The sequence below is a fragment of the Streptomyces sp. CB02009 genome, assembly GCF_001905825.1.
In the GTDB taxonomy this organism is placed as follows: domain Bacteria; phylum Actinomycetota; class Actinomycetes; order Streptomycetales; family Streptomycetaceae; genus Streptomyces.
Genome location: NZ_LIVV01000004.1, coordinates 465,653 through 485,298, shown reverse-complemented (window position 1 = coordinate 485,298; position 19,646 = coordinate 465,653). Strand labels below are relative to the sequence as shown.

Sequence of the window (19,646 nt, the reverse complement as noted above, 5' to 3'; positions counted from 1 at the left end):
ATCGTGCTGTAAGCACTAGCAGATCACAAGGAGTGATTTTTCAGATACTGATAGAGAAAGCGAGCGAACTGAAGAGCCTCCCGATCTCCGTACGTAGTCGGTCGATTGCTGGGAGCAACCGTTCTTCCTGGTGAAGGGGGAGGGAAATGGCCATTGCGGCCGCCGTGGAGCCCGCAGTGATGGGGATTGCGGCACAGACCGTGCCGAGCGCATATTCCTGACGTTCCACCAGGGGCTCCATTCGCCCCAAACCGCCCAAACGATCCAAAAGCACATGGCGGTTACGGAGCGTGTACGGAGTGATGGCTTCCACCGGGTGGCGGTCAAGGTGGTCTTGACGAGATTTCAGATCGAGTTGGCTCAACAGGCACTGCCCGATCGCATGGGCGTGCCCGGTCTCGCGAAAGTCGGCCCATTCCTCGACCGCGGGAGCGGAGGGAGTGTCGGCGACGGCGACGAGCTCGATCTCTCCCTCGCGGTAGACAGCGAAGTAGATCGGCACACCGATCGCGTCCCGCCACCGGGCAAGGGAGTCTTCGATCTTGATGCGACGATTCTGCACATCTCCGCCGCCGGCCAGTCGGGCCGCGGCGTCGCCCAGGACGAACACACCCTTGTCGCGGAGCAGATAGCCCTCGTGCGTCAGGGTGCGGAGCAGGTGGTACGTGGTGGGCAGCGGAAGGCCCGTCTCGCGGGCGAGCTGCTTGGCGGGGGCGCCGTCCGCATGGGAGGCGACGGCCTCCAGAAGTCTCAGTGCGCGCTGCACCGAGCCGATCAGGGTAGGCGCAGCGCGCTGCGTAGCCATGGCCAAAGGTCACCCCCAGGCGTGACGACGGATGCATCGCATCCGCCCGCGGGGGCCGCCCCCGCGCGCCCGCCGGGCCTGGGAAACCGCTGGTCAGCAGGGAGGTCTACGCCTGTAGTCCCCAACGCGGCGGAGGGATTCCACTCTAGTGGCAGCCCTTGGGCCCGTGCCCTGATTCGACCAGTGCGTTCCCCCGGCCGGGCTAATCCCCTCCGTCGCCTTCATACCGCTCGGTAGCGTGTGCTACCACTCCTCGCGCGACCGGTCCGAGGAGCTGAACTTCCGTACGACGTAGATCAGTCCGGCGACGAGGGCCACGAAGAGCAGCACCTTGAAGAGGAGCCCGACCACGAAGGCCAGCACGCTGGTGATCAGTCCGCCGAAGACGAGCAGTGCGAGTACGGGTATGGCGACCCACTTGACCCACCACGGCAGTCCCGCGAGAACCTCCTGTACGGCCATCGTCCTCTCCCTCGCTCTCGAAGATCCGTTCCGCGCATCCGCACCGAACACCCTCAAGGCTAGGGTCCGGACGAGGCGCACGGGGGCCCTGCGGCCCCCGCTCTCCCCTGATCCGCCCCTTAGGGGGTCCGCCCGCCCGGCCCTCAGGCTTCCGGCGGGGAGAAGACCACCATCACGCGCAGGTCCTCGCTGATGTGGTGGAACCTGTGCTCCACCCCGGCCGGCACATAGACCACGCTGCCACGCGCCACCTGGGTCGTCTCCGTCCCCACCGTGATCGCCGCCCGGCCGCTCACCACGAAGTACACCTCGTCCTGGCCGTGCGGCTGCTGCGGGTCGAGTTCCCCGGCGTCCAGCGCGTACAGGCCCACCGACATGTTCCGTTCCCGCAGGAACTGGAGGTACGCGCCCTTGTTCGCGGCACGCTCCGCCTCCAGTTCATCCAGTCGGAATGCCTTCATCGCCTGTCAGCCCCTGCCGTCGGCCCGATCATGTCTGCCACGATCAGACACATGATGAATTTCGTAGTCAAGACGCTCGCCAACGCGGGCGCCCTGGGAGTAGCCATCTGGCTGGTCCAGGACATCACCCTGACCGGTGACAGCACCGGCAAGAAGGCCCTGACTCTCATTCTCGTCGCCCTTGTCTTCGGGCTCGTGAACGTCGTGGTCAAGCCGATCGTCCAGTTGCTGACGCTTCCGCTCTTCATTCTGACGCTCGGCCTGATCACTCTCGTGGTCAACGCCCTGATGCTGCTCCTCACCTCCTGGCTGGCCGAGCAGTTTGACCTCAGCTTCCACGTGGAGGGCTTCTGGACCGCCGTCCTCGGCGGCCTGATCATCTCCGTCGTCTCGTGGGCGCTGAACGTCGTGCTCCCCGACGGCGACTGAGCGCGGACCATGACGTACCGCGTCTGCTTCGTCTGCACCGGCAACATCTGCCGCTCGCCGATGGCCGAGCACGTCTTCCGCAGACATGTGGAGGACGCCGGCCTCGGCACCCTGGTGGAGGTCGACAGCGCAGGAACCGGAGGCTGGCACGAGGGCGACGGCGCCGACCCGCGCACGGTCGCCGTTCTCGAGGAGAACGGCTACACCTCGTCGCACACGGCCCGCCGGTTCCGCGCCTCCTGGTTCCCCGCCGTCGACCTGGTGATCGCGCTGGACGAAGGACATCTGCGCGAGCTCCGCGAGCTGGCCCGGACGCCCGAGGAGGCGGCCCGGATACGACTGCTGCGCTCCTACGACCCCGCCGCCGGGGACGGACTCGACGTCCCCGACCCGTACTACGGGGGCCGCGAGGGCTTCGAGGAGTGCCTGGAGATGGTGGAGGCCGCGAGCGAGGGACTGCTCGCGGCCGTACGCCGTGAACTGGAGGAACGGACATCGTGACCGACAAGCACTACGGCGACGGCACCCGCGCGGTGCGGGCGGGGCTGCCCGAACCCGTGAAGTACGAGCCGACCCTGCCGGGTCCGGTCTTCGCCGCGCACTTCCATCTGCCGGGCGAGCCGACCGGCGGATACGGGTACGGCCGCGACGAGAACCCGACGTGGACCCATCTGGAGCGCGCGATCGGCGAGCTGGAGGCGCCGGGGGAGGAGGGCGTCGAGACGCTGGTCTTCGCCTCGGGCATGGCCGCGATCTCCGCCGTCCTCCTCTCGCAGCTGAGGACGGGCGACGTGGTGGTCGTGCCGAGCGACGGCTACCAGGCGCTGCCCCTGCTGCACGAGCAGCTGAGGGCCTACGGCATCGAGGTCCGCACCGCGCCCACCGGCGGCGACGGCCAGCTCGCCGTCCTCGAAGGGGCCCGGCTGCTGTGGATCGAGTCGCCGTCCAACCCCGGGCTCGACGTCTGCGACATCCGGCGGCTGGTGCGCGAGGCGCATGCCGCGGGGGCGCTCGTGGCCGTCGACAACACGCTCGCCACCCCGCTCGGCCAGCGCCCGCTCGAACTGGGCGCGGACTTCTCCGTCGCCAGCGACACCAAGGGCATGACCGGCCACGGCGACATCCTGCTCGGCCATGTCAGCTGCCGTGACCCCGAGCGGGCGGCGGAGGTACGGCGCTGGCGCAAGGTCGTCGGCGCCATCCCTGGCCCGATGGAGGCCTGGCTGGCCCACCGTTCGCTCGCGACGCTGCAGCTGCGGATCGACCGCCAGTGCTCCACCGCGCTCACGCTCGCGCAGACGCTCGCGGGGCGCGCGGACGTGACCGGGCTGCGCTACCCGGGGCTGCCCGACGACCCCTCGCACGCGGTGGCCGCCCGGCAGATGCGGCGCTTCGGACCGGTGGTCTCCTTCGAGCTGGCGGACCGGAAGCGGGCCGACACGTTCCTGGACGCGCTGCGGATCGTGGACGACGCGACCAGCTTCGGCGGCGTGCGCTCCACGGCGGAGCGTCGCGGGCGCTGGGGCGGGGACGCGGTGGCGGAGGGCTTCATCCGCTTCTCGGTCGGCGCCGAGGACCCGGAGGACCTGATCGCCGACGTGCTGCGGGCCCTCGACGAGGCCGGGTCCTAGCGGCCTCGGGCGCCTTCAGGGGTCGCCTGGCGGCCTTCTGTCGGCCTTCTCGCGCACGGAACGAGACGCTCCGAGCCTCCCCCCTCGTGGCTCGGAACGCCTCGGTTCCACGCGCGGAGACCGCCTGAACAAGGCTAGTTGACTGTGCGTCAGTGTCCAATCACGGTAGCGACAGAGACCTATCGACTTATTTATAGTTGGACGTTCCTGAGGCGCAGTCAGCCGACCGCCTGAGTCGAACGGCCGCACGGCCGGGAGGGGGCGGAGATGGATCTGGCCCTGCTGCGCACATTCGTCACGGTGCACCGGGCCGGCTCCTTCACCCGCGCCGCCGCGCTCCTCGGGCTCTCGCAGCCGGCCGTCACCAGTCAGATCCGGACCCTCGAACGACAGCTCGGCCGGCCGCTCTTCCTCCGGCAGGCCCGCGGCGTCACGCCGACCACCATCGGCGACGAGCTCGCCCACCGCGCCGCTCCTCATCTGGACGCCCTGGTCGAGATCGCCGAGACCGGCCTCGACGAGGAGAGCGGCGTCCGCACCCTGCACGTCGCCGGTCCCCCGGAGTTCACCGCGCTCCGTGTCCTGCCGGCCCTCACCCCACTGGTCGGCCAGGGGCTCGCCGTACGGACGTCGTTCCTCGGCAACACCGAGGAGATCCTCGACGGGCTCGCCGCGGGCCACCACGATCTGGCCGTCGCCACGGCCCGCCCCCGGGGCGGTCTGCTCGTCTCCACTCCGCTCTGCGACGAGGAGTACGTGCTGGTCGCGGCCCCTCGCTGGGCGGCACGGCTCTCCCCCGAGACGCTGCTCCGCAAGGGCGCGGTGGTCCTGGAGCAGCTTCCGGTGGTCGAGGTGCACGAGTCGCTGCCGTTCGTCGCGCGCTACTGGGCGAGCGTCTTCGAGACCAAACCGGCGGTCGCCGCCACCGTGATCGCCCCCGACCTGCGTGCCGTGCGGGAGTCCGCGGCCTCCGGCGCCGGGCTCGCCGTGCTGCCCCGCTATCTGTGCGAGGAGGCCCTGGAGCAGGGCCGGCTCGTGGCGCTGCTCGACCCTCCGGTCCCTCCGCTGCGGACCTACTTCCTGGTCGTACGGACGGGGACGCTCGCGCTGTCGCCCATCGCCCGCGCGCACGAGGAGCTGCTGCGGGCCGCGGGAGACTGGTGAGTCCCCGTGGGTGAACCCCGTCCTCCGCGGGGAACTGCTGAGTTTCCGCCGGGGACGGCGAGTTTCAGGACACCCCGGACGGGCCATTTTCTTCCCATGAACGAACGGCCCATGAACGAACGGCCCGTGATCAAGCGCACCGCACGCGCCATCCTGCTCGACGGGGACGACCTCATCCTCATCAGGCGCACCAAGCCGGGGATGGACCCCTACTGGGTCACGCCCGGCGGCGGCGTGGAACCCACCGACGCCACCGTCGTCGAGGCGCTCCACCGCGAGGTGCACGAGGAGCTCGGCGCCAAGATCGTCGATGTGGTGCCCTGCTTCGTCGACACCGTCGAGCACATCGTCGACGGCGGGGTCTCCGGGGTGAAGGTCCAGCACTTCTTCGTGTGCCGCCTCGACTCCATGGACACCGCGCTGCGGCACGGCCCCGAGATGGAGGAGCCCGTCGGCGAGTACGAGATCGTCCGGGTGCCCTTCAGCCGGGTCGGCATCGCCGCCGTGCACCTCGTCCCGCTCTCGCTGCGCCACTACCTCGACGGCAACATCGAGGGCGTCCGCGCGATGCACGCCCCCGACCTGGGCTGATCCTCGGCGGCGTCGGCGGCGTCGGCGGCGTCGGCCGCGGAGGCCAGCTCGGCGAGGAAGTCGTGCCGGATGCGCTCCGCGGGGACCCCCGCTCCCCGCAGCGCGTCCACCCCGCGCCGGACCATGCCGAGCGGCCCCGAGAGATAGGCGTCGCGTTCGCTCCATGAGCCGTAGCGGCAGACGGCCTCGGGAAGCCGTCCCTGCTCCTCGGTGACCGTGTGGACGGAGAGCCAGGGGAAGGTCTTCTGGAGCCGCAGCATCGTGTCGACGTCATAGAGGTCGTGGCCGCTGCGGGCCCCGTAGAAGACATCGACCGGACGCCGGTCCCCGTGCTCGGCGACGTCCTCCACCAGGGCCTTGATGGGGGCGATCCCGGTGCCGCCGCCCACACACAGCAGTCCCGTGTCCGTGTCGTGGTCGACGGTCATGGATCCGGCCGGCGGGCCGAGGCGCAGAACGTCCCCGGGACGCGCCCGGTGCACCAGCGCGTTGGACACCCAGCCCGCCGGGACCGCCTTCACGTGCAGGGAGAGCAGTCCGTCGGGCCGGGGCGCCGAGGCGAACGAGTAGTGCCGCCATATCCGCGGCCACCACGGGGTCTCCAGCGTCGTGTACTGCCCCGCCAGGAACGGGTACGGCTGGTCGGGCCGGAGCGTCACGACGGCGATGTCCGGGGTCCGCAGGTCGTGCGAGACCACCTCGGCCTGCCACCAGGCGGGCGCCGAGCGCTCGTCCTCCGCCGCCGCGTCGATCATGATCTGGGAGATCGTCGTGTACGTGCGGACCCAGGCCGCCTGGGTCTCCTCGTCCCAGGTCGTCGTCGCGTAGCGCGTGAGGGCGCCGATGAGGGCCTCGCCGACGGCCGGGTAGTGGGCGGAGTGGGTACCGTACTTGCGGTGGCCCCTGCCGAGGTTCTGCAGGTACGCGGTGAGCACCGGGGCGTCGTCCATGTGCTCCGCCGCGGTGAGCAGCGCTTTCAGGAGCCGGTCCCGCTGGGTGTCCATGGCCGCGGGGAACATCTCGCGCAGCCCCGGGTTCCCTATGAAGAGCAGGGCGTAGAAGTACGAGGTCACCCGGTCCGCGACCGGTGCGATCTCCGCGAGGGTGCGGCGTACGAGCATCGCGTCGGTGGAGGCTTCCGCTGGTATTCGGGGCTCGTTCCCGCCATCCGCCGGGCGGCGGGGCTCGTGGCCGCCCGCCGCCGGGCGCTCCGGCCCGTCCCCGTCCTCCGCTGCCCTCGTGGTGGTCGGAGCATCCATCATGTGCCTCGCCCTATCGCTGGCCGGCTTTCGTGGACGCAGCATGACCCCTCAGCACAACGCTTCGGAGAGAAAGCGACGTTCTCGGGCCAAAGGGCAGGGTTTCTTACTAAGCTGCGCTGTTTCGGACGAGGGCGTAGGCCTCGCGCAGATCCCCGCCCGTGTAGCTGTGGCGGGCGAGCCCGGCGAGATGGTGGTCCGCGTTGACCGCCACGGTGTCCGGCACGATCGCGAAGAGCTGCGCGTCGGACATCGAGTCGCCGTAGGCGACGCAGTGGGCGGGGTCCACCTCGTACCGCGCGCAGAGCTCCCCCGCGATCCGTACCTTCGCCCGCGCGTCGAGGATGCCGGGCCGGTGGATCGGCTCCGTGAAGGGGACGGCCGGCCAGTGCGAGCCGTGCACCGTGTCGACACCCCAGTCGAGAAGCCGCTCGACGAAGAAGTCGGGCGAGAGCGAGATGACCGCGCACCGATCGCCCCGGTCCCGGATGTCCGCCCAGACCTCGCGAATGCCCAGCAGCCAGGGTGCCCCTTCGAAGGCCGCCGCGACCTGGTCCACGGTGAGCGCCGACCACAGCTCGCGGGCCCGGACGGCGAACTCGTCCGGGGTGAGTCCCAGGAGGAGGAAGCTCTTCTCCAGGGCGGCGATCTCCTCGTCGACACCCAGCTGCCGGGAGATCTCCACCGCCGCGGCCGAGCCCCGGATCAGGGTGCCGTCGAGGTCGAAGAGGTGAAGGCGCTGCTGTCGTGGTTTCACGTGAAACATGGTCTCCGTCCCACGACGTGGAATCAACGCCGTCATCGGACCGCCTGCCGACCTGGCGCCGGCCCGACGCCGGCTCCGCGCCCACCCGGAGTCCCGCGCCCGTATCGGCCAGATCCGCTAAAGCGGTGGACGGAAGATCACCGCTTCGGCCAGCCTGGCACCATGCCGATCTCCCCCTCTTCGCTCGCCCAGCTCCCCATCCGGCGTCTCGGCGTGGACGACCTCCTCGCCTGCGCCGACCTCTCCGAGAACCGGGGCTGGCCGCGTGAGGAGCACAAGTGGGGCCTCCTGCTCGCCGCGGGCACGGGCTACGGCATCGACGACCCTTCCGGAGACGGGCTGGTCACCTGCTCCGTGGTCACGTCGTACGGCCCCGGGCTCGCAGCGATCGGCATGGTGCTCGTCGCCGAGCAGTACGCACGCCAAGGGGTGGGACGCCGGCTCATGGAGCACGTCCTGGCGGAAGCCGGGAGCACCCCGCTCACCCTGCACGCGACCCCGAACGGGCAGCCCCTCTACGAGCAGCTGGGCTTCACCGAGACCGGGCGCGCGGAGATGGTGCGCGGGCGCTTCACGTTCGCCGCGCCCGCTCCGGCCGTCCCGGTCCGCCCGGCGACAGCGGAGGACCTCCAGGCGATCCTGCGCCTGGACCACGAGGTCTTCGGCCTCGACCGCACCCATGTGATCACCCGGCTGCCCGCGTTCGCGGACCATCTCCGGGTGGCGGAGGAGGACGGCGAGATCACCGGCTTCGCGGCGGCCTGGCCCAACATGGACACCCATGTGGTCGGACCGCTGATCGCCCGGGACACCGCCACGGCCCAGGCCCTGATCGCCTCGCTCGCGGCCGCCGGCGACCGACCGCTGCGCACGGACATCGACGTACGGCACTCGGCGCTGCTGGGCTGGGTGAAGGAGAACGGCCTCGACCCGATCGCCTCCAACGCGGTGATGGTCCGCTCCCTCCCCGACCTCCCCGGTGACTGGCGACGCCGCTTCGCTCCCCTGACCGTCGCGGCCGGCTAGCGCGGAAGTCCGGCTAGCGCGGAAGTCCGGCCCACCGGCCTCTGGGCGGGGCCGGGAACCACCTCTCCGGACGTCGGGATCCAGCCCTCCGGATTTACTTGCACACGCGCATTATTGCGTCGCATCGTTTACCCTGGGTCGAGAACCACTCCGGTGCCGAGGAGAGACCGAGGAGAGACCATGACCGCGACGGACCCCGCACTCACCGCGCTCTCCCAGCGCTGGTGCGCCCTCTCCCTGCTGCACGGCAGGATCGAGTCGCACATCGAGCGCGCCCTGGAGTCACGGCACGGTCTGAGCGTGCGGGAGTACTCGCTGCTCGACGTCCTCAGCCGCCAGCACAGCGGACCCGGCGGGCACCTCCAGATGAAGCAGGTCGCCGACGCGGTCGTCCTCAGCCAGAGCGCCACCACCCGGCTGGTCACCCGGCTCGAGGACCGGGGTCTGCTCACCCGGTACCTCTGCGCCACCGACCGGCGCGGCATCTACACCGATGTCACCGAAGCCGGCCAGAAGCTCCTGGCGGAGGCCCGCCCCACCAATGACAGCGCTCTGCGCGAGGCGCTCGACGAGGCCGCCAAGAACCCGGAGCTCGCCCCGCTGGTCCAGGTCGTGGAAGGCGTGGGCGTACCCGCCTGAGGCGCCGGCCGCGCGGCATGCCGTCGGTACTGCGGTGCCGCCCTCCGTCGGTACTGCGGTGTCGCCCTCCGGCGTACCCTGCGGGCATGAGCGATCTTGAGATACGCCCCGCCACCGCGGAGGACCTCGAAGCCATCGTCGCGATGCTCGCCGACGACCCCCTGGGCGCGCAGCGCGAGTCCCCGGACGACCTCGGCCCCTACCTCGTGGCCTTCGAGCGCCTGGCGAACGACCCCCAGCAGCACCTCGTCGTGGCCGTCCGCGCGGACAAGGTCGTCGGCACCCTCCAGTTGACGATCATCCCGGGCCTCTCCCGCCGGGGCGCCACCCGCTCGATCATCGAGGGCGTCCGCATCCACGCCGAGGAGCGCGGCAGCGGCCTGGGCACCCAGCTCATCGAGTGGGCCGTCGAGGAGTCCGGACGCCAGGGCTGCCGACTCGTCCAGCTGACCTCCGACGTCACTCGCACCGATGCCCACCGCTTCTACGAGCGGCTCGGCTTCGAGGCCTCCCACCTGGGCTTCAAGAAGAACCTCTGAGGCAGAGCACGCCCTCGGCGGGCCGGGGGAGTCGGTTCCGGCCCGCCGAGGGCGCCTGTTTCACGTGAAACACCGCGGAACGGCTCAGAGACCGCGCCAGCCCGCCTCGTCCACGCCACCCGGCACCACGTCGGCCGGCGCGTACGGCTCCCGGGTGAAGACGAAGGAGCCGAGGTCGAGATGGCTCACACTGCCGTCCGCCCGCCGCACCGCCCGGAGCGTCTCCCCCTCGTAGTAGCCGTTCAGGCCGACCCAGCCGCCGTCGGGCAGCGCCCGGAAGCGGGCCCGCCGTCCGGCTCCCCGCAGCGGTTCGAGCACCACGCTCCGCTCGGCGCCGACCCGGAGCCCGTAGGCGTACGTGCCCCAGTACCAGGGCCCCGTCAGGGCCAGCAGCTCCTCATCGGCCTCGGTCTCGGGAAGCGGGCGCCAGGGCTCCGGGAACCTCGGCTCCGCCTCCGCCACGATCCGTACGAGATCGGCGGCCACGACCCCCGTCAGCGGCGCCGAGGTGGCATTGGCGAGGGCGATCGCCGCCAGCCCGTCCTCCACGCTCACCCAGAGGGCGGCGACGAAACCAGGAAGCGAGCCGGTGTGGCCGATCAGGGTCCGGCCGTCCTTGCGGACCAGCTGGAGGCCGAGACCATAGCCTCCCTCCCAGTCCCCCTCGCCGACCGGGGCAGCCGGCGCCCGCATCTCCGCCACGGTGGACGCGCCCAGCACCCGCTCGTCGCCCGCCGCGAGGAAGGCGGCGAAGCGGGCGAGGTCCCCCGCCGTCGACCATAGCTGCCCGGCCGGCGCCATCAGCCCGAGGTCCTCGGACGGCTCCGGCAGCATCACATCGGCCCAGGGGTGCACCGCCCAGCCGCCCGCGTGCGGGGCCACCGGATCGAGCGTCGTACGGCCCATCCCGAGCGGCTCCAGGATCTCGCGCCGCAGCGCCTCCTCCCAAGAGACCCCCCGCACGGCCTCGACCAGTGAACCGAGCAGCGTGTACCCGGGGTTGGAGTAGTGGTGGCGGCGCCCCGGCGCCTGCAGGAAGGGCTGCTCCCCCAGGACGTCGGGGAGTCCCGGCCGCAGCGCCGCGGACGAGCGCTCCCACCACTGACCGGGCGTCTCCGCCGCGAGACCGCCACTGTGGCCGAGGAGCTGAGCGATCGTCACCTCTCCGACGCCCGTGTCCTTGAGGTGCCGCTCCAGCGGGTCGTCGAGCCCGAGGAGCCCCTCGTCCCGCAGCCGCATCACCAGCACGGCGGTGAACACCTTGGTGATCGAGCCGATCCTGAACTGGGTGTCTGAGTCCGGCGCGTGCCCGTCCACGCAGCTACGCGAACCGCTCCACACCAGCGCTCCGTCGCGCACCACGGCCCCCACGAAGGAGGGCGCCCGCCCCTCGGACTGGGCGACCGCGACGCGATGCAGCAGAGCCCGCTCGGTACCGGGCAGCAGGGCTTCGAAAGTTGTCGTCATGGCCCCATCCAACGTGATCTTCCGAACCGAGGCCTCCGGTTTAGCGGTGCGCCGTGACGGTCTCCTCGATGCCGCTCAGGGCGGCGAGCTGCTCCCGGGACAGCAGCGCGGCGAAGTGCCGCTGGACGGAGGCCTGGTAGACCGGCGTCGCCCCGTCGTGCGCCGCGCGGCCGGCGGGCGTCAGCAGGACGTCGTCGCCACGACCGTCCCGCTCGCACGGTTCGCGGGCGACGAGCCCGCGCCGCTCCATCCGCCCCAGATGCCGTGACAACCGGCTGTGGGCCCAGCGCAGTCGGGCCGCGAGGCCGCTGACACGGATGCAGGTGTCGTCGGACGCCAGTGCCGTCACGGCGGCCAGCACGTCGTAGTCGGCCATGGACAGACCCGCGTCCTGCTCCAGGTCGCGGGCGACTTCCGCGTCGATGAGCAGGGGCAGTGCGCGATACGCGTGCCAGGCGTCCAGCGCGGCGGGCTCGGGCCGGTGAAGCTCGGACCGTTGAGGCCCGGGCCGGTCAGGGGAGGACATGCCCCCAGTCTACAAAGAGGTCCGTGACATGTAACGAATACTTGCTAGCATCTTCGTTACACGTAACGAAGAAGACGGGAAGGCGGCACCCCATGCGAGGCACCCAGCACATCGTTCGGACCAACGGCGTCGAACTGTCCGCGGAGGCCTTCGGCGACCCCGCCGGCACGCCCCTCCTCCTCATCCACGGCGCGGGCCACTCGATGCTGGCGTGGGACGAGGAGTTCGTCCGCCGCCTCGTCGCCGGCGGCAGGTACGTGATCCGCTACGACAGCCGGGACGCGGGCCGCTCCACCGCGTTCCCCGTGGGCGAGCCGCCGTACGGCCTGCGCGATCTGGTCACCGATGCCGCGGGGCTGCTCGACGCGCTCGACGTGGCGGCCGCGGAGATCGTCGGCATGTCCCAGGGCGCGGCCGTCGCCCAGCTGCTCGCCCTCGGCCACCCGGACCGCGTGGCCGCGCTCGCCCTCGCGTCCTCGACCCCCGGCGGACCCGGCCACGAACAGCCCGATCTGCCGCCGATCACCGAGGCGCTCCTCGCGGTCTTCGCCGAGGACGCCCCGGTGCCCGACTGGAACGACAGGGCCGCCGTCGTCGAGTGGCTCGTCGAGGGCGAGCGCCCCTTCGCCGCCCCCTCACGCCCGTTCGACACCGACGCCATGCGCGCCTGGGCGGGACGGGTCGTCGACCACGCGCGCGACATCGCCGCGCAGGCCACCAACCCGTTCCTGATCGACGCCGGAGCACCCTGGCGGGACCGCCTCGGCGCGATCACGGCTCCGACGCTCGTGCTGCACGGCACCGAGGACCCGTTGTTCCCCTTGGCGCACGGTCGCGCCCTGGCCGCGGAGATCCCCGGTGCCCGGTTCCTCGCCATGGAGCGGACCGGCCACGAGGTGTTCCCCCGCGAGGTCTGGAGCGAGGTCGTTCCCGCGCTCCTCGGGCGAGGTCAGGTCTGAGCCATGTCCACGAAGCGGGAGTAGTGGCCCTGGAAGGCCACGGTGATCGTCGCCGTCGGGCCGTTACGGTGCTTGCCGACGATGATGTCGGCCTCGCCCGCTCGCGGTGACTCCTTCTCGTACGCGTCCTCACGGTGCAGCAGGATGACCATGTCCGCGTCCTGCTCGATCGAGCCGGACTCACGCAGGTCGGAGACCATCGGCTTCTTGTCGGTGCGCTGCTCGGGTCCACGGTTCAGCTGGGAGAGCGCGATCACCGGCAGCTCCAGCTCCTTGGCGAGGAGCTTCAGGTTTCGCGACATGTCGGAGACCTCTTGCTGACGGCTCTCCTGCCGCTTCGAACCACCGGACTGCATCAGCTGCAGGTAGTCGATGATGACGAGCTTGAGCCCGTTGCGCTGCTTGAGCCGGCGGCACTTCGCCCGGATCTCCATCATCGACAGGTTCGGGGAGTCGTCGATGTAGAGGGGGGCCTGGGAGACGTCCGGCATGCGGCGGGCGAGCCGGGTCCAGTCCTCGTCGGTCATCGTGCCGGAGCGCATGTGGTGCAGCGCGACCCGGGCCTCCGCCGAGAGCAGACGCATCGCGATCTCGTTGCGGCCCATTTCGAGGGAGAAGATGACGCTGGGCAGGTTGTGCTTGATGGACGCCGCCCGCGCGAAGTCCAGGGCGAGGGTCGACTTACCCATGGCGGGACGCGCCGCGATGATGATCATCTGGCCGGGGTGCAGACCGTTGGTGAGCGAGTCCAGGTCGGTGAAGCCGGTCGGCACACCGGTCATCTCACCGCTGCGGGAGCCGATCGCCTCGATCTCGTCGAGCGCGCCCTCCATGATGTCGCCGAGCGGCAGGTAGTCCTCGGTGGTCCGCTGCTCGGTGACCGCGTAGATCTCGGCCTGGGCCGAGTTCACGATCTCGTCGACGTCTCCGTCGGCCGCGTAGCCCATCTGCGTGATCTTGGTGCCGGCCTCGACGAGGCGGCGCAGGACGGCCCGCTCGTGGACGATCTCCGCGTAGTACGAGGCGTTGGCCGCCGTCGGCACCGACTGGACCAGGGTGTGCAGGTAGGAGGCACCGCCGACGCGGGTGATCTCGCCGCGCTTGGTGAGCTCGGCGCCGACCGTGATCGGGTCGGCCGGCTCGCCCTTGGCGTAGAGGTCGAGGATCGCCGCGTAGACGGTCTCGTGGGCGGGCTTGTAGAAGTCGTTGCCCTTGATGATCTCCACGACGTCCGCGATGGCGTCCTTGGAGAGCAGCATGCCGCCGAGGACGGACTGCTCGGCGTCCAGGTCCTGCGGGGGCACCCGCTCGAAGCCGGAGAGCCCGCCGTCCCAGGGGCCGCCTTCGCCGCCCCGCTCATGCTGGTCGTCTCGGTTCCGGCCGCGGCCGCGTCCCTCGCCGCGGGTACGGGTGGGCAGTCGGTCACTCGGTCCGCTGTCGGCCCAAGGGTCGTCCATGGGCTCGGCAATGCTCACCAAGCACCTCCTCCCGTCCGCTCCGCGGACCTCGCCGTGCCACTCTTTCTTACGCCACGGGCTTGATCAACGGGTGGCTTTGCGACCGCTTCTGGCGCGTCGGGCGCCGGACCACGGTAGGCCCGCGAGAGGCGTCAGCCAATCTGGTTATCCACAGGCCCTGTGGGTGAAGGGCCCCAGCCTGTGGAGAACTCGCCGGAACCTGTGCACGGACCGGGGGACAGCCATGTGGACAAACTCATAGGCACCCCCGACTCAGGGTCCTGACCTGCATCTTTCCCATCCACGGGCTGTGGGGGAGAAAAACTTTTCCCCCTGGACCAAGATCAGAACAAACGACCCACACCCGAAGCGCCTTGCCCTCTGAAAGTAAGGATCACCAATGCATTGCATCTCTTACCTGTGGAAGATTAGATTGACCCCATGACCCAGGCTCCCGCGACGCCCAAGGCCGTCCGCCGACAGCACGACCGCGAGATCGTCTCCCTCGCCCTGCCGGCCTTCGGCGCTCTTGTCGCCGAGCCGCTCTTCCTCATGGTCGACAGCGCCATCGTCGGCCACCTCGGCACCCCCCAGCTCGCCGGTCTCGCGATCGCCGCCGCCCTGCTGACCACCGCCGTCAGCGTCTTCGTCTTCCTCGCCTACGCCACCACGGCCGCCGTCTCCCGGCGCGTCGGCGCCGGTGACCTCCCGGCGGCGATCCGGCAGGGCATGGACGGCATCTGGCTCGCCCTCCTGCTCGGCACCGCCGTCGTCACGGTGACCCTGCCCGCGGCGCCCTGGCTCATCGACCTCTTCGGCGCCTCCGACACCGCCGCGCCCTACGCCGTCACCTACCTCAGGATCTCCAGCCTCGGCATCCCGGCCATGCTGGTCGTCCTGGCCGCCACCGGCGTCCTGCGCGGCCTCCAGGACACCCGTACGCCGCTCTACGTGGCCATCGGCGGCTTCGTGGCCAACGGCGCGCTCAACGTCGGCCTCGTCTACGGCGCCGGTCTGGGGATCGCGGGCTCGGCATGGGGCACCGTGATCGCCCAGTGCGGCATGGCCGTCGCCTACCTCGTCGTGGTCGTACGGGGCGCCCGACGCCACGGCGCCTCCCTCCGTCCCGACGCGGCGGGCATACGTGCCTCGGCCCAGGCCGGCGTGCCGCTCCTCGTCCGTACGCTCTCGCTCCGCGCGGTGCTGATGATCGCCACGGCCGTCGCGGCCCGGATGGGCGACGCGGAGGTCGCGGCCCACCAGATCATCCTGTCCCTGTGGAGCCTGATGGCCTTCGCCCTCGACGCCATCGCGATCGCGGGCCAGGCCATCATCGGCCGCTATCTCGGGGCGAACGACGCCGAGGGCGCCCGTCAGGTCTGCCGCCGCATGGTCCAGTGGGGCGTGATCTCCGGCGTGGGGCTCGGCGCACTGCTCATCGTCGCCCGCCCCCTGTTCATCCCGCTCTTCACCGGCGACACGGCCGTCCAGGACACCCTGCTCCCGGCCCTGCTCGTGGTGGCGATCTCGCAGCCGATCTCCGGGGTCGTCTTCGTTCTCGACGGCGTCCTGATGGGCGCGGGCGACGGCCCCTACCTGGCCTGGGCCATGCTGCTGACGCTCGCCGTCTTCGCCCCGGTGGCCCTGCTGGTCCCGGCGCTCGGCGGCGGCCTGACGGCCCTCTGGTGGGCGATGACGCTCATGATGACCGTCCGGATGGCCACGCTCTGGTTCCGCTCCCGCTCCGGCCGCTGGATCGTCACCGGCGCCACACGCTGAATGTTTCACGTGAAACGCCCTGTTTCACGTGAAACAGCGGAAGGGCCGCATCCCGAGGGATGCGGCCCTTCCTCACTGCTCAGCGCAGAGCGCCGGCGGCAGCGTTACGCGGCGACGATCTCGACGCCGAGCTTCGCGGCGACGTCGGCGTGCAGACGCACGGACACCTGGTGCGAGCCCAGGGTCTTGATCGGCGAACCGAGCTCGACGCGACGCTTGTCGACCTCGGGGCCACCCGCGGCCTTGATCGCCGAGGCGATGTCGGCCGGGGTCACGGAGCCGAAGAGACGGCCGGCGTCGCCGGAGCGAACGGCCAGGCGCACCTTCGTGCCCTCGAGCTTGGCCTTGATCTCGTTGGCCTGCTCGATGGTCGCGATCTCGTGGATCTTGCGGGCGCGGCGGATCTGCGCCACGTCCTGCTCGCCACCCTTGGTCCAGCGGATGGCGAAGCCACGCGGGACCAGGTAGTTGCGGGCGTAGCCGTCCTTGACGTCGACGACGTCGCCGGCGGTGCCGAGGCCGGAGACCTCGTGGGTCAGGATGATCTTCATTATTCGGTCACCCTTTCCTTATCGCGCGGTGGACGTGTAGGGCAGCAGCGCCATCTCACGGCTGTTCTTGACGGCCGTGGCGACGTCACGCTGGTGCTGCGTGCAGTTGCCGGTCACGCGGCGGGCACGGATCTTGCCGCGGTCGGAAATGAACTTCCGCAGCATGTTCGTGTCCTTGTAGTCCACGTACTGGGTCTTGTCCTTGCAGAACGCGCAGACCTTCTTCTTAGGCTTGCGCACAGGCGGCTTCGCCATGGTGTTTCTCCTGTGTGATCAAGAATGGGGGTACGAGCTGCTTCCGGGGCGTGGCCCTAGAAGGGGGGCTCGTCCGAGTAGCCGCCGCCGCTGGAGTTTCCGCCCCAGCCGCCTCCGCCGCCCTGCTGCTGGCCGCCGCCGGAGGAGGAGGGACCGCCGGTCGCCCACGGGTCGTCGGCGGGAGCACCGCCACCACCCTGCTGGCCACCGCCGGAGTTTCCACCCCAGCCGCCACCGCCGCCGGCCTGCTGGCCGCCGCCGTTCCCGCCGCCGTAACCGCCCTGGCCGCCTCGGCCGGTGGTCTTGGTGACCTTGGCCGTGGCGTTCTTGAGGCTGGGGCCGACTTCCTCGACATCCAGCTCGTAGACCGTGCGCTTGACGCCCTCACGGTCCTCGTAGGACCGCTGCTTCAGCCGGCCCTGCACGACGACGCGCATGCCTCGCTGAAGCGACTCGGCGACGTTCTCCGCCGCCTGACGCCAGACCGAGCAGGTGAGGAAGAGGCTCTCGCCGTCCTTCCACTCATTGGTCTGACGGTCGAAGGTGCGGGGGGTGGACGCGATACGGAACTTCGCGACCGCCGCACCGGACGGGGTGAAGCGCAGCTCGGGGTCGTCGACAAGATTGCCGACGACCGTGATGACGGTCTCGCCTGCCATGGGGGAACCTCTCGGCGGGATTGCTTCTGGCTGCTTTGCTGCTACTCGGATCCGAAGATCACTGAGCTAGTCGCTCAGTGGGTCTCGGGACGGAGGACCTTGGTCCGGAGGACCGACTCGTTCAGGTTGAGCTGTCGGTCGAGCTCCTTGACGACCGCAGGCTCGGCCTGCAGGTCGATGACCGAGTAGATGCCCTCGGGCTTCTTCTTGATCTCGTAGGCGAGACGACGACGGCCCCAGGTGTCGACCTTCTCGACCTTTCCGTTGCCCTCACGGACGACGGAAAGGAAGTTCTCGATCAGCGGGGAGACAGCGCGCTCCTCGAGATCGGGGTCGAGGATGACCATCACTTCGTAGTGACGCATGTGGAACCCACCTCCTTTGGACTCAGCGGCCACGGTCGTTCCGTGGCAGGAGGGTCGTGATGCGTAAGCAACGGTATCCGCCACCACTGACAGCCCCCTCGCGAACGAGGGACGCTGCCGGATCCAGACGGACCAGGGCAGACACCGGTGCAGACCGTACAGAGTACCCGCTCACCGCCCTCCGGTTGAAATTCACTGGTGAGGGGACGCAATCTGTACACAACGGATGTCGGCGGCGCTACGATGCGCCGCCTTCCGGCAGCTACGCCAGGAGGTGCCCCATGGCACAGGCAATGCGACCCGACCCCGGCCACTCCCTCTTCGCCACCGACGGCAAACCGCACCCCATCCAGGACGCCCTGGTCGGAGTGACGCTGGTCCTCGGCGTCATCGCCTTCGTCACGGCGCAGTTCCACAACCTGCACCTGCTGAGTTCCTGGACGGGGCTCATCGGCATCCTGACCGGCGCCTACGGACAGTTCATCTCCGTGACGACACGCGAGCGCTTCCTGCTGATCCTCGGACTCGGCGCGTCGGCGTTCGGCTTCTACCTCGGAATGGCCCACGGCGGGCTCTTCGGCGGGGTCATCAGCTGAGCCCAGGGCCACGTCAGGACGCACACACCCATTCGGGGCGCTCCCCGGTCACAGTAGGCTTCGGCGCGAGAGCCGGAGCCCCTGACCCATGGGGACACACCTGCCGAGGAGCGCCCCGCATGAGCCTGACCCTGAGGACCATCAGCCGTGAGCAGCATCTGGCCTACATCCAGAGCCAGCCCGCGGCGAGCCACTGCCAGGTCCCGGCGTGGGCTGATGTGAAGACCGAGTGGCGCTCGGAGAACCTCGGCTGGTTCGACAAGAGCGGCGAACTCGTCGGCGCCGGCCTGGTCCTCTACCGCCAGCTCCCGAAGATCAAGCGCTACCTCGCCTATCTGCCCGAGGGCCCGGTCATCAACTGGCACGCGCCGAACCTCGACGACTGGCTGAACCCGATGCTGGCGCACCTCAAGCAGCAGGGCGCCTTCTCCGTGAAGATGGGCCCGCCGGTCGTCATCCGGCGCTGGGACTCGGCCGCCATCAAGTCCGGCATCCAGGACCCGGACGTCAAGCGCCTCAAGGACGTCGAGGCCACCCACATCGAGCCGCGTGCCTTCGAAGTCGCGGACCGGCTGCGGAAGATGGGCTGGCAGCAGGCCGAGGACGGCGGCGCCGGCTTCGGCGACGTGCAGCCCCGCTACGTCTTCCAGGTCCCGCTCGCGAACCGCTCGCTCGACGACGTCCTCAAAGGCTTCAACCAGCTGTGGCGCCGCAACATCAAGAAGGCCGAGAAGGCTGGTGTCGAGGTCGTCCAGGGCGGCTACGAGGACCTGGCCGAGTGGCAGCGGCTGTACGAGATCACGGCCGTCCGCGACCACTTCCGGCCGCGCCCGCTCTCGTACTTCCAGCGCATGTGGACCGTCCTCAACAGCGAGGACCCCAACCGCATGCGGCTCTACTTCGCCCGCCACAACGGCGTGAACCTCTCCGCGGCGACGATGCTCGTCGTCGGCGGCCACGTCTGGTACTCCTACGGCGCCTCCGACAACATCGGCCGTGAGGTCCGGCCCTCGAACGCGATGCAGTGGCGCATGCTGCGCGACGCCTACGCGATGGGCGCGACCGTCTACGACCTGCGGGGCATCTCGGACTCGCTCGACGAGACCGACCACCTCTTCGGGCTCATCCAGTTCAAGGTGGGCACCGGCGGCGAGGCCGTCGAGTACGTCGGCGAGTGGGACTTCCCGCTGAACAAGCTGCTGCACAAGGCGCTCGACATCTACATGTCGCGCCGGTGACCCGTGCCGTGCCGCTGACGTT

The 19,646-nt window shown here is 70.2% G+C and carries 24 protein-coding genes; 12 read left to right on the top strand and 12 right to left on the bottom strand.

The window, feature by feature from the left end; all coding sequences use genetic code 11:
- Nucleotides 1–40: 40 nt before the first annotated feature.
- The 3 genes from AMK27_RS18545 to AMK27_RS18535 form a co-directional block, all read right to left on the bottom strand.
- Complete coding sequence (locus AMK27_RS18545) at nt 41–805, bottom strand: IclR family transcriptional regulator (RefSeq protein WP_073908817.1); 765 nt, start codon at nt 803–805, stop codon at nt 41–43.
- A 243-nt stretch (nt 806–1,048) separates the two neighbouring features.
- Complete coding sequence (locus tag AMK27_RS18540; protein ID WP_073908814.1) at nt 1,049–1,267, bottom strand: DUF5326 family protein; 219 nt, start codon at nt 1,265–1,267, stop codon at nt 1,049–1,051.
- 143 nt (nt 1,268–1,410) lie between these two features.
- Nucleotides 1,411–1,728, bottom strand: coding sequence for a cupin domain-containing protein (locus tag AMK27_RS18535; RefSeq protein ID WP_073908811.1), 318 nt, complete (start codon nt 1,726–1,728; stop codon nt 1,411–1,413).
- Nucleotides 1,729–1,779: 51 nt separating this feature from the next.
- Between AMK27_RS18535 and AMK27_RS18530 the strand changes: the two genes are divergently transcribed.
- The 5 genes from AMK27_RS18530 to AMK27_RS18510 all read left to right on the top strand — a co-directional run bounded on the left by AMK27_RS18530 (nt 1,780) and on the right by AMK27_RS18510 (nt 5,543).
- Nucleotides 1,780–2,157, top strand: coding sequence for a phage holin family protein (locus AMK27_RS18530; protein ID WP_073908809.1), 378 nt, complete (start codon nt 1,780–1,782; stop codon nt 2,155–2,157).
- Nucleotides 2,158–2,166: 9 nt separating this feature from the next.
- Nucleotides 2,167–2,658, top strand: coding sequence for a low molecular weight protein-tyrosine-phosphatase (locus AMK27_RS18525; protein ID WP_073908806.1), 492 nt, complete (start codon nt 2,167–2,169; stop codon nt 2,656–2,658).
- The gene (locus tag AMK27_RS18520; RefSeq protein ID WP_073908804.1) at nt 2,655–3,788 is read left to right on the top strand and encodes a cystathionine gamma-lyase; all 1,134 of its coding nucleotides are present in this window, start codon (nt 2,655–2,657) and stop codon (nt 3,786–3,788) included. Before AMK27_RS18525 ends, AMK27_RS18520 begins: the two co-directional genes overlap by 4 nt.
- Nucleotides 3,789–4,055: 267 nt before the next feature.
- Nucleotides 4,056–4,952 carry a LysR family transcriptional regulator gene (locus AMK27_RS18515; protein ID WP_073908801.1) on the top strand — a complete coding sequence of 299 codons (897 nt, stop codon included), beginning with the start codon at nt 4,056–4,058 and terminating at the stop codon, nt 4,950–4,952.
- 111 nt (nt 4,953–5,063) lie between these two features.
- Nucleotides 5,064–5,543 (top strand): NUDIX domain-containing protein, encoded by a 480-nt coding sequence (locus AMK27_RS18510; protein ID WP_073909553.1) that lies wholly within the window; start codon nt 5,064–5,066, stop codon nt 5,541–5,543.
- Here the strand turns inward: AMK27_RS18510 and AMK27_RS18505 are convergent.
- Both AMK27_RS18505 and AMK27_RS18500 read right to left on the bottom strand, forming a co-directional pair.
- Entirely contained in the window at nt 5,486–6,805 is a 1,320-nt protein-coding gene (locus tag AMK27_RS18505) for a globin domain-containing protein (RefSeq protein ID WP_382508562.1), read from the bottom strand. The two genes, AMK27_RS18510 and AMK27_RS18505, sit on opposite strands and share 58 nt — an antisense overlap.
- Before the next feature lie 106 nt (nt 6,806–6,911).
- Nucleotides 6,912–7,568 (bottom strand): HAD family hydrolase, encoded by a 657-nt coding sequence (locus tag AMK27_RS18500; protein ID WP_073908799.1) that lies wholly within the window; start codon nt 7,566–7,568, stop codon nt 6,912–6,914.
- 162 nt (nt 7,569–7,730) lie between these two features.
- Here AMK27_RS18500 and AMK27_RS18495 point away from each other — a divergent pair, with 162 nt between their 5' ends.
- From AMK27_RS18495 to AMK27_RS18485, 3 genes are all read left to right on the top strand, one after another.
- On the top strand, nt 7,731–8,594 hold the full coding sequence (locus AMK27_RS18495; protein WP_073908797.1) for a GNAT family N-acetyltransferase: 864 nt from the start codon (nt 7,731–7,733) through the stop codon (nt 8,592–8,594).
- A 180-nt stretch (nt 8,595–8,774) separates the two neighbouring features.
- Nucleotides 8,775–9,233: a MarR family winged helix-turn-helix transcriptional regulator gene (locus tag AMK27_RS18490; RefSeq protein WP_055599091.1), complete on the top strand. Its 459-nt coding sequence runs from the start codon at nt 8,775–8,777 to the stop codon at nt 9,231–9,233.
- Between the two features lie 86 nt (nt 9,234–9,319).
- Nucleotides 9,320–9,772, top strand: a complete 453-nt coding sequence (locus tag AMK27_RS18485) for a GNAT family N-acetyltransferase (RefSeq protein WP_073908794.1) — start codon at nt 9,320–9,322, stop codon at nt 9,770–9,772.
- Between the two features lie 84 nt (nt 9,773–9,856).
- Here the strand turns inward: AMK27_RS18485 and AMK27_RS18480 are convergent, their stop codons facing one another.
- Nucleotides 9,857–11,239, bottom strand: coding sequence for a serine hydrolase domain-containing protein (locus AMK27_RS18480; RefSeq protein ID WP_073908791.1), 1,383 nt, complete (start codon nt 11,237–11,239; stop codon nt 9,857–9,859).
- Nucleotides 11,240–11,279: 40 nt separating this feature from the next.
- Nucleotides 11,280–11,765: a MarR family winged helix-turn-helix transcriptional regulator gene (locus tag AMK27_RS18475; RefSeq protein WP_079188497.1), complete on the bottom strand. Its 486-nt coding sequence runs from the start codon at nt 11,763–11,765 to the stop codon at nt 11,280–11,282.
- Nucleotides 11,766–11,857: 92 nt separating this feature from the next.
- On the opposite strand from AMK27_RS18475, the gene AMK27_RS18470 reads away from it, so the two are divergent.
- The gene (locus tag AMK27_RS18470) at nt 11,858–12,724 is read left to right on the top strand and encodes an alpha/beta fold hydrolase (RefSeq protein ID WP_073908787.1); all 867 of its coding nucleotides are present in this window, start codon (nt 11,858–11,860) and stop codon (nt 12,722–12,724) included.
- On the opposite strand, the gene dnaB is transcribed toward AMK27_RS18470, so the two are convergent.
- Entirely contained in the window at nt 12,715–14,199 is a 1,485-nt protein-coding gene (dnaB, locus tag AMK27_RS18465; protein WP_073908784.1) for a replicative DNA helicase, read from the bottom strand. The two genes, AMK27_RS18470 and dnaB, sit on opposite strands and share 10 nt — an antisense overlap.
- A gap of 423 nt (nt 14,200–14,622) precedes the next feature.
- On the opposite strand from dnaB, the gene AMK27_RS18460 reads away from it, so the two are divergent.
- A complete protein-coding gene (locus AMK27_RS18460) occupies nt 14,623–15,960 on the top strand; it encodes an MATE family efflux transporter (protein ID WP_073908781.1) in 1,338 nt (445 codons plus the stop codon).
- 104 nt (nt 15,961–16,064) lie between these two features.
- Here AMK27_RS18460 and rplI read toward each other — a convergent pair whose 3' ends face one another.
- From rplI to rpsF, 4 genes are all read right to left on the bottom strand, one after another.
- The gene (gene rplI, locus AMK27_RS18455) at nt 16,065–16,511 is read right to left on the bottom strand and encodes a 50S ribosomal protein L9 (protein ID WP_073908778.1); all 447 of its coding nucleotides are present in this window, start codon (nt 16,509–16,511) and stop codon (nt 16,065–16,067) included.
- 18 nt (nt 16,512–16,529) lie between these two features.
- Nucleotides 16,530–16,766, bottom strand: a complete 237-nt coding sequence (gene rpsR, locus AMK27_RS18450; protein ID WP_003967857.1) for a 30S ribosomal protein S18 — start codon at nt 16,764–16,766, stop codon at nt 16,530–16,532.
- Between the two features lie 56 nt (nt 16,767–16,822).
- Entirely contained in the window at nt 16,823–17,425 is a 603-nt protein-coding gene (locus tag AMK27_RS18445; RefSeq protein WP_073908775.1) for a single-stranded DNA-binding protein, read from the bottom strand.
- A 74-nt stretch (nt 17,426–17,499) separates the two neighbouring features.
- Nucleotides 17,500–17,790 carry a 30S ribosomal protein S6 gene (rpsF, locus tag AMK27_RS18440; protein WP_015034882.1) on the bottom strand — a complete coding sequence of 97 codons (291 nt, stop codon included), beginning with the start codon at nt 17,788–17,790 and terminating at the stop codon, nt 17,500–17,502.
- 281 nt (nt 17,791–18,071) lie between these two features.
- Between rpsF and AMK27_RS18435 the strand changes: the two genes are divergently transcribed.
- Together AMK27_RS18435 and AMK27_RS18430 are read left to right on the top strand one after the other, a co-directional pair.
- Nucleotides 18,072–18,386: a hypothetical protein gene (locus AMK27_RS18435; protein WP_073908773.1), complete on the top strand. Its 315-nt coding sequence runs from the start codon at nt 18,072–18,074 to the stop codon at nt 18,384–18,386.
- 119 nt (nt 18,387–18,505) lie between these two features.
- The gene (locus AMK27_RS18430; RefSeq protein ID WP_073908770.1) at nt 18,506–19,624 is read left to right on the top strand and encodes a lipid II:glycine glycyltransferase FemX; all 1,119 of its coding nucleotides are present in this window, start codon (nt 18,506–18,508) and stop codon (nt 19,622–19,624) included.
- Nucleotides 19,625–19,646 lie beyond the last annotated feature (22 nt).

What these genes read in the sequence shown, in the direction of transcription:
- AMK27_RS18435 (WP_073908773.1), top strand. Translation starts at nt 18,072, where the DNA reads ATGGCACAGGCAATGCGACCCGACCCCGGCCACTCCCTCTTCGCCACC.
- AMK27_RS18485 (WP_073908794.1), top strand. Translation starts at nt 9,320, where the DNA reads ATGAGCGATCTTGAGATACGCCCCGCCACCGCGGAGGACCTCGAAGCC.
- AMK27_RS18430 (WP_073908770.1), top strand. Translation starts at nt 18,506, where the DNA reads ATGAGCCTGACCCTGAGGACCATCAGCCGTGAGCAGCATCTGGCCTAC.
- AMK27_RS18495 (WP_073908797.1), top strand. Translation starts at nt 7,731, where the DNA reads ATGCCGATCTCCCCCTCTTCGCTCGCCCAGCTCCCCATCCGGCGTCTC.
- AMK27_RS18535 (WP_073908811.1), bottom strand. Translation starts at nt 1,728, where the DNA reads ATGAAGGCATTCCGACTGGATGAACTGGAGGCGGAGCGTGCCGCGAAC.
- AMK27_RS18530 (WP_073908809.1), top strand. Translation starts at nt 1,780, where the DNA reads ATGATGAATTTCGTAGTCAAGACGCTCGCCAACGCGGGCGCCCTGGGA.
- AMK27_RS18480 (WP_073908791.1), bottom strand. Translation starts at nt 11,239, where the DNA reads ATGACGACAACTTTCGAAGCCCTGCTGCCCGGTACCGAGCGGGCTCTG.
- AMK27_RS18445 (WP_073908775.1), bottom strand. Translation starts at nt 17,425, where the DNA reads ATGGCAGGCGAGACCGTCATCACGGTCGTCGGCAATCTTGTCGACGAC.
- rpsR (WP_003967857.1), bottom strand. Translation starts at nt 16,766, where the DNA reads ATGGCGAAGCCGCCTGTGCGCAAGCCTAAGAAGAAGGTCTGCGCGTTC.
- AMK27_RS18470 (WP_073908787.1), top strand. Translation starts at nt 11,858, where the DNA reads ATGCGAGGCACCCAGCACATCGTTCGGACCAACGGCGTCGAACTGTCC.
- AMK27_RS18490 (WP_055599091.1), top strand. Translation starts at nt 8,775, where the DNA reads ATGACCGCGACGGACCCCGCACTCACCGCGCTCTCCCAGCGCTGGTGC.
- AMK27_RS18500 (WP_073908799.1), bottom strand. Translation starts at nt 7,568, where the DNA reads ATGTTTCACGTGAAACCACGACAGCAGCGCCTTCACCTCTTCGACCTC.
- AMK27_RS18460 (WP_073908781.1), top strand. Translation starts at nt 14,623, where the DNA reads ATGACCCAGGCTCCCGCGACGCCCAAGGCCGTCCGCCGACAGCACGAC.
- AMK27_RS18545 (WP_073908817.1), bottom strand. Translation starts at nt 805, where the DNA reads ATGGCTACGCAGCGCGCTGCGCCTACCCTGATCGGCTCGGTGCAGCGC.
- AMK27_RS18475 (WP_079188497.1), bottom strand. Translation starts at nt 11,765, where the DNA reads ATGTCCTCCCCTGACCGGCCCGGGCCTCAACGGTCCGAGCTTCACCGG.
- AMK27_RS18515 (WP_073908801.1), top strand. Translation starts at nt 4,056, where the DNA reads ATGGATCTGGCCCTGCTGCGCACATTCGTCACGGTGCACCGGGCCGGC.
- rplI (WP_073908778.1), bottom strand. Translation starts at nt 16,511, where the DNA reads ATGAAGATCATCCTGACCCACGAGGTCTCCGGCCTCGGCACCGCCGGC.
- AMK27_RS18525 (WP_073908806.1), top strand. Translation starts at nt 2,167, where the DNA reads ATGACGTACCGCGTCTGCTTCGTCTGCACCGGCAACATCTGCCGCTCG.
- AMK27_RS18540 (WP_073908814.1), bottom strand. Translation starts at nt 1,267, where the DNA reads ATGGCCGTACAGGAGGTTCTCGCGGGACTGCCGTGGTGGGTCAAGTGG.
- AMK27_RS18505 (WP_382508562.1), bottom strand. Translation starts at nt 6,805, where the DNA reads ATGATGGATGCTCCGACCACCACGAGGGCAGCGGAGGACGGGGACGGG.
- rpsF (WP_015034882.1), bottom strand. Translation starts at nt 17,790, where the DNA reads ATGCGTCACTACGAAGTGATGGTCATCCTCGACCCCGATCTCGAGGAG.
- AMK27_RS18510 (WP_073909553.1), top strand. Translation starts at nt 5,064, where the DNA reads ATGAACGAACGGCCCGTGATCAAGCGCACCGCACGCGCCATCCTGCTC.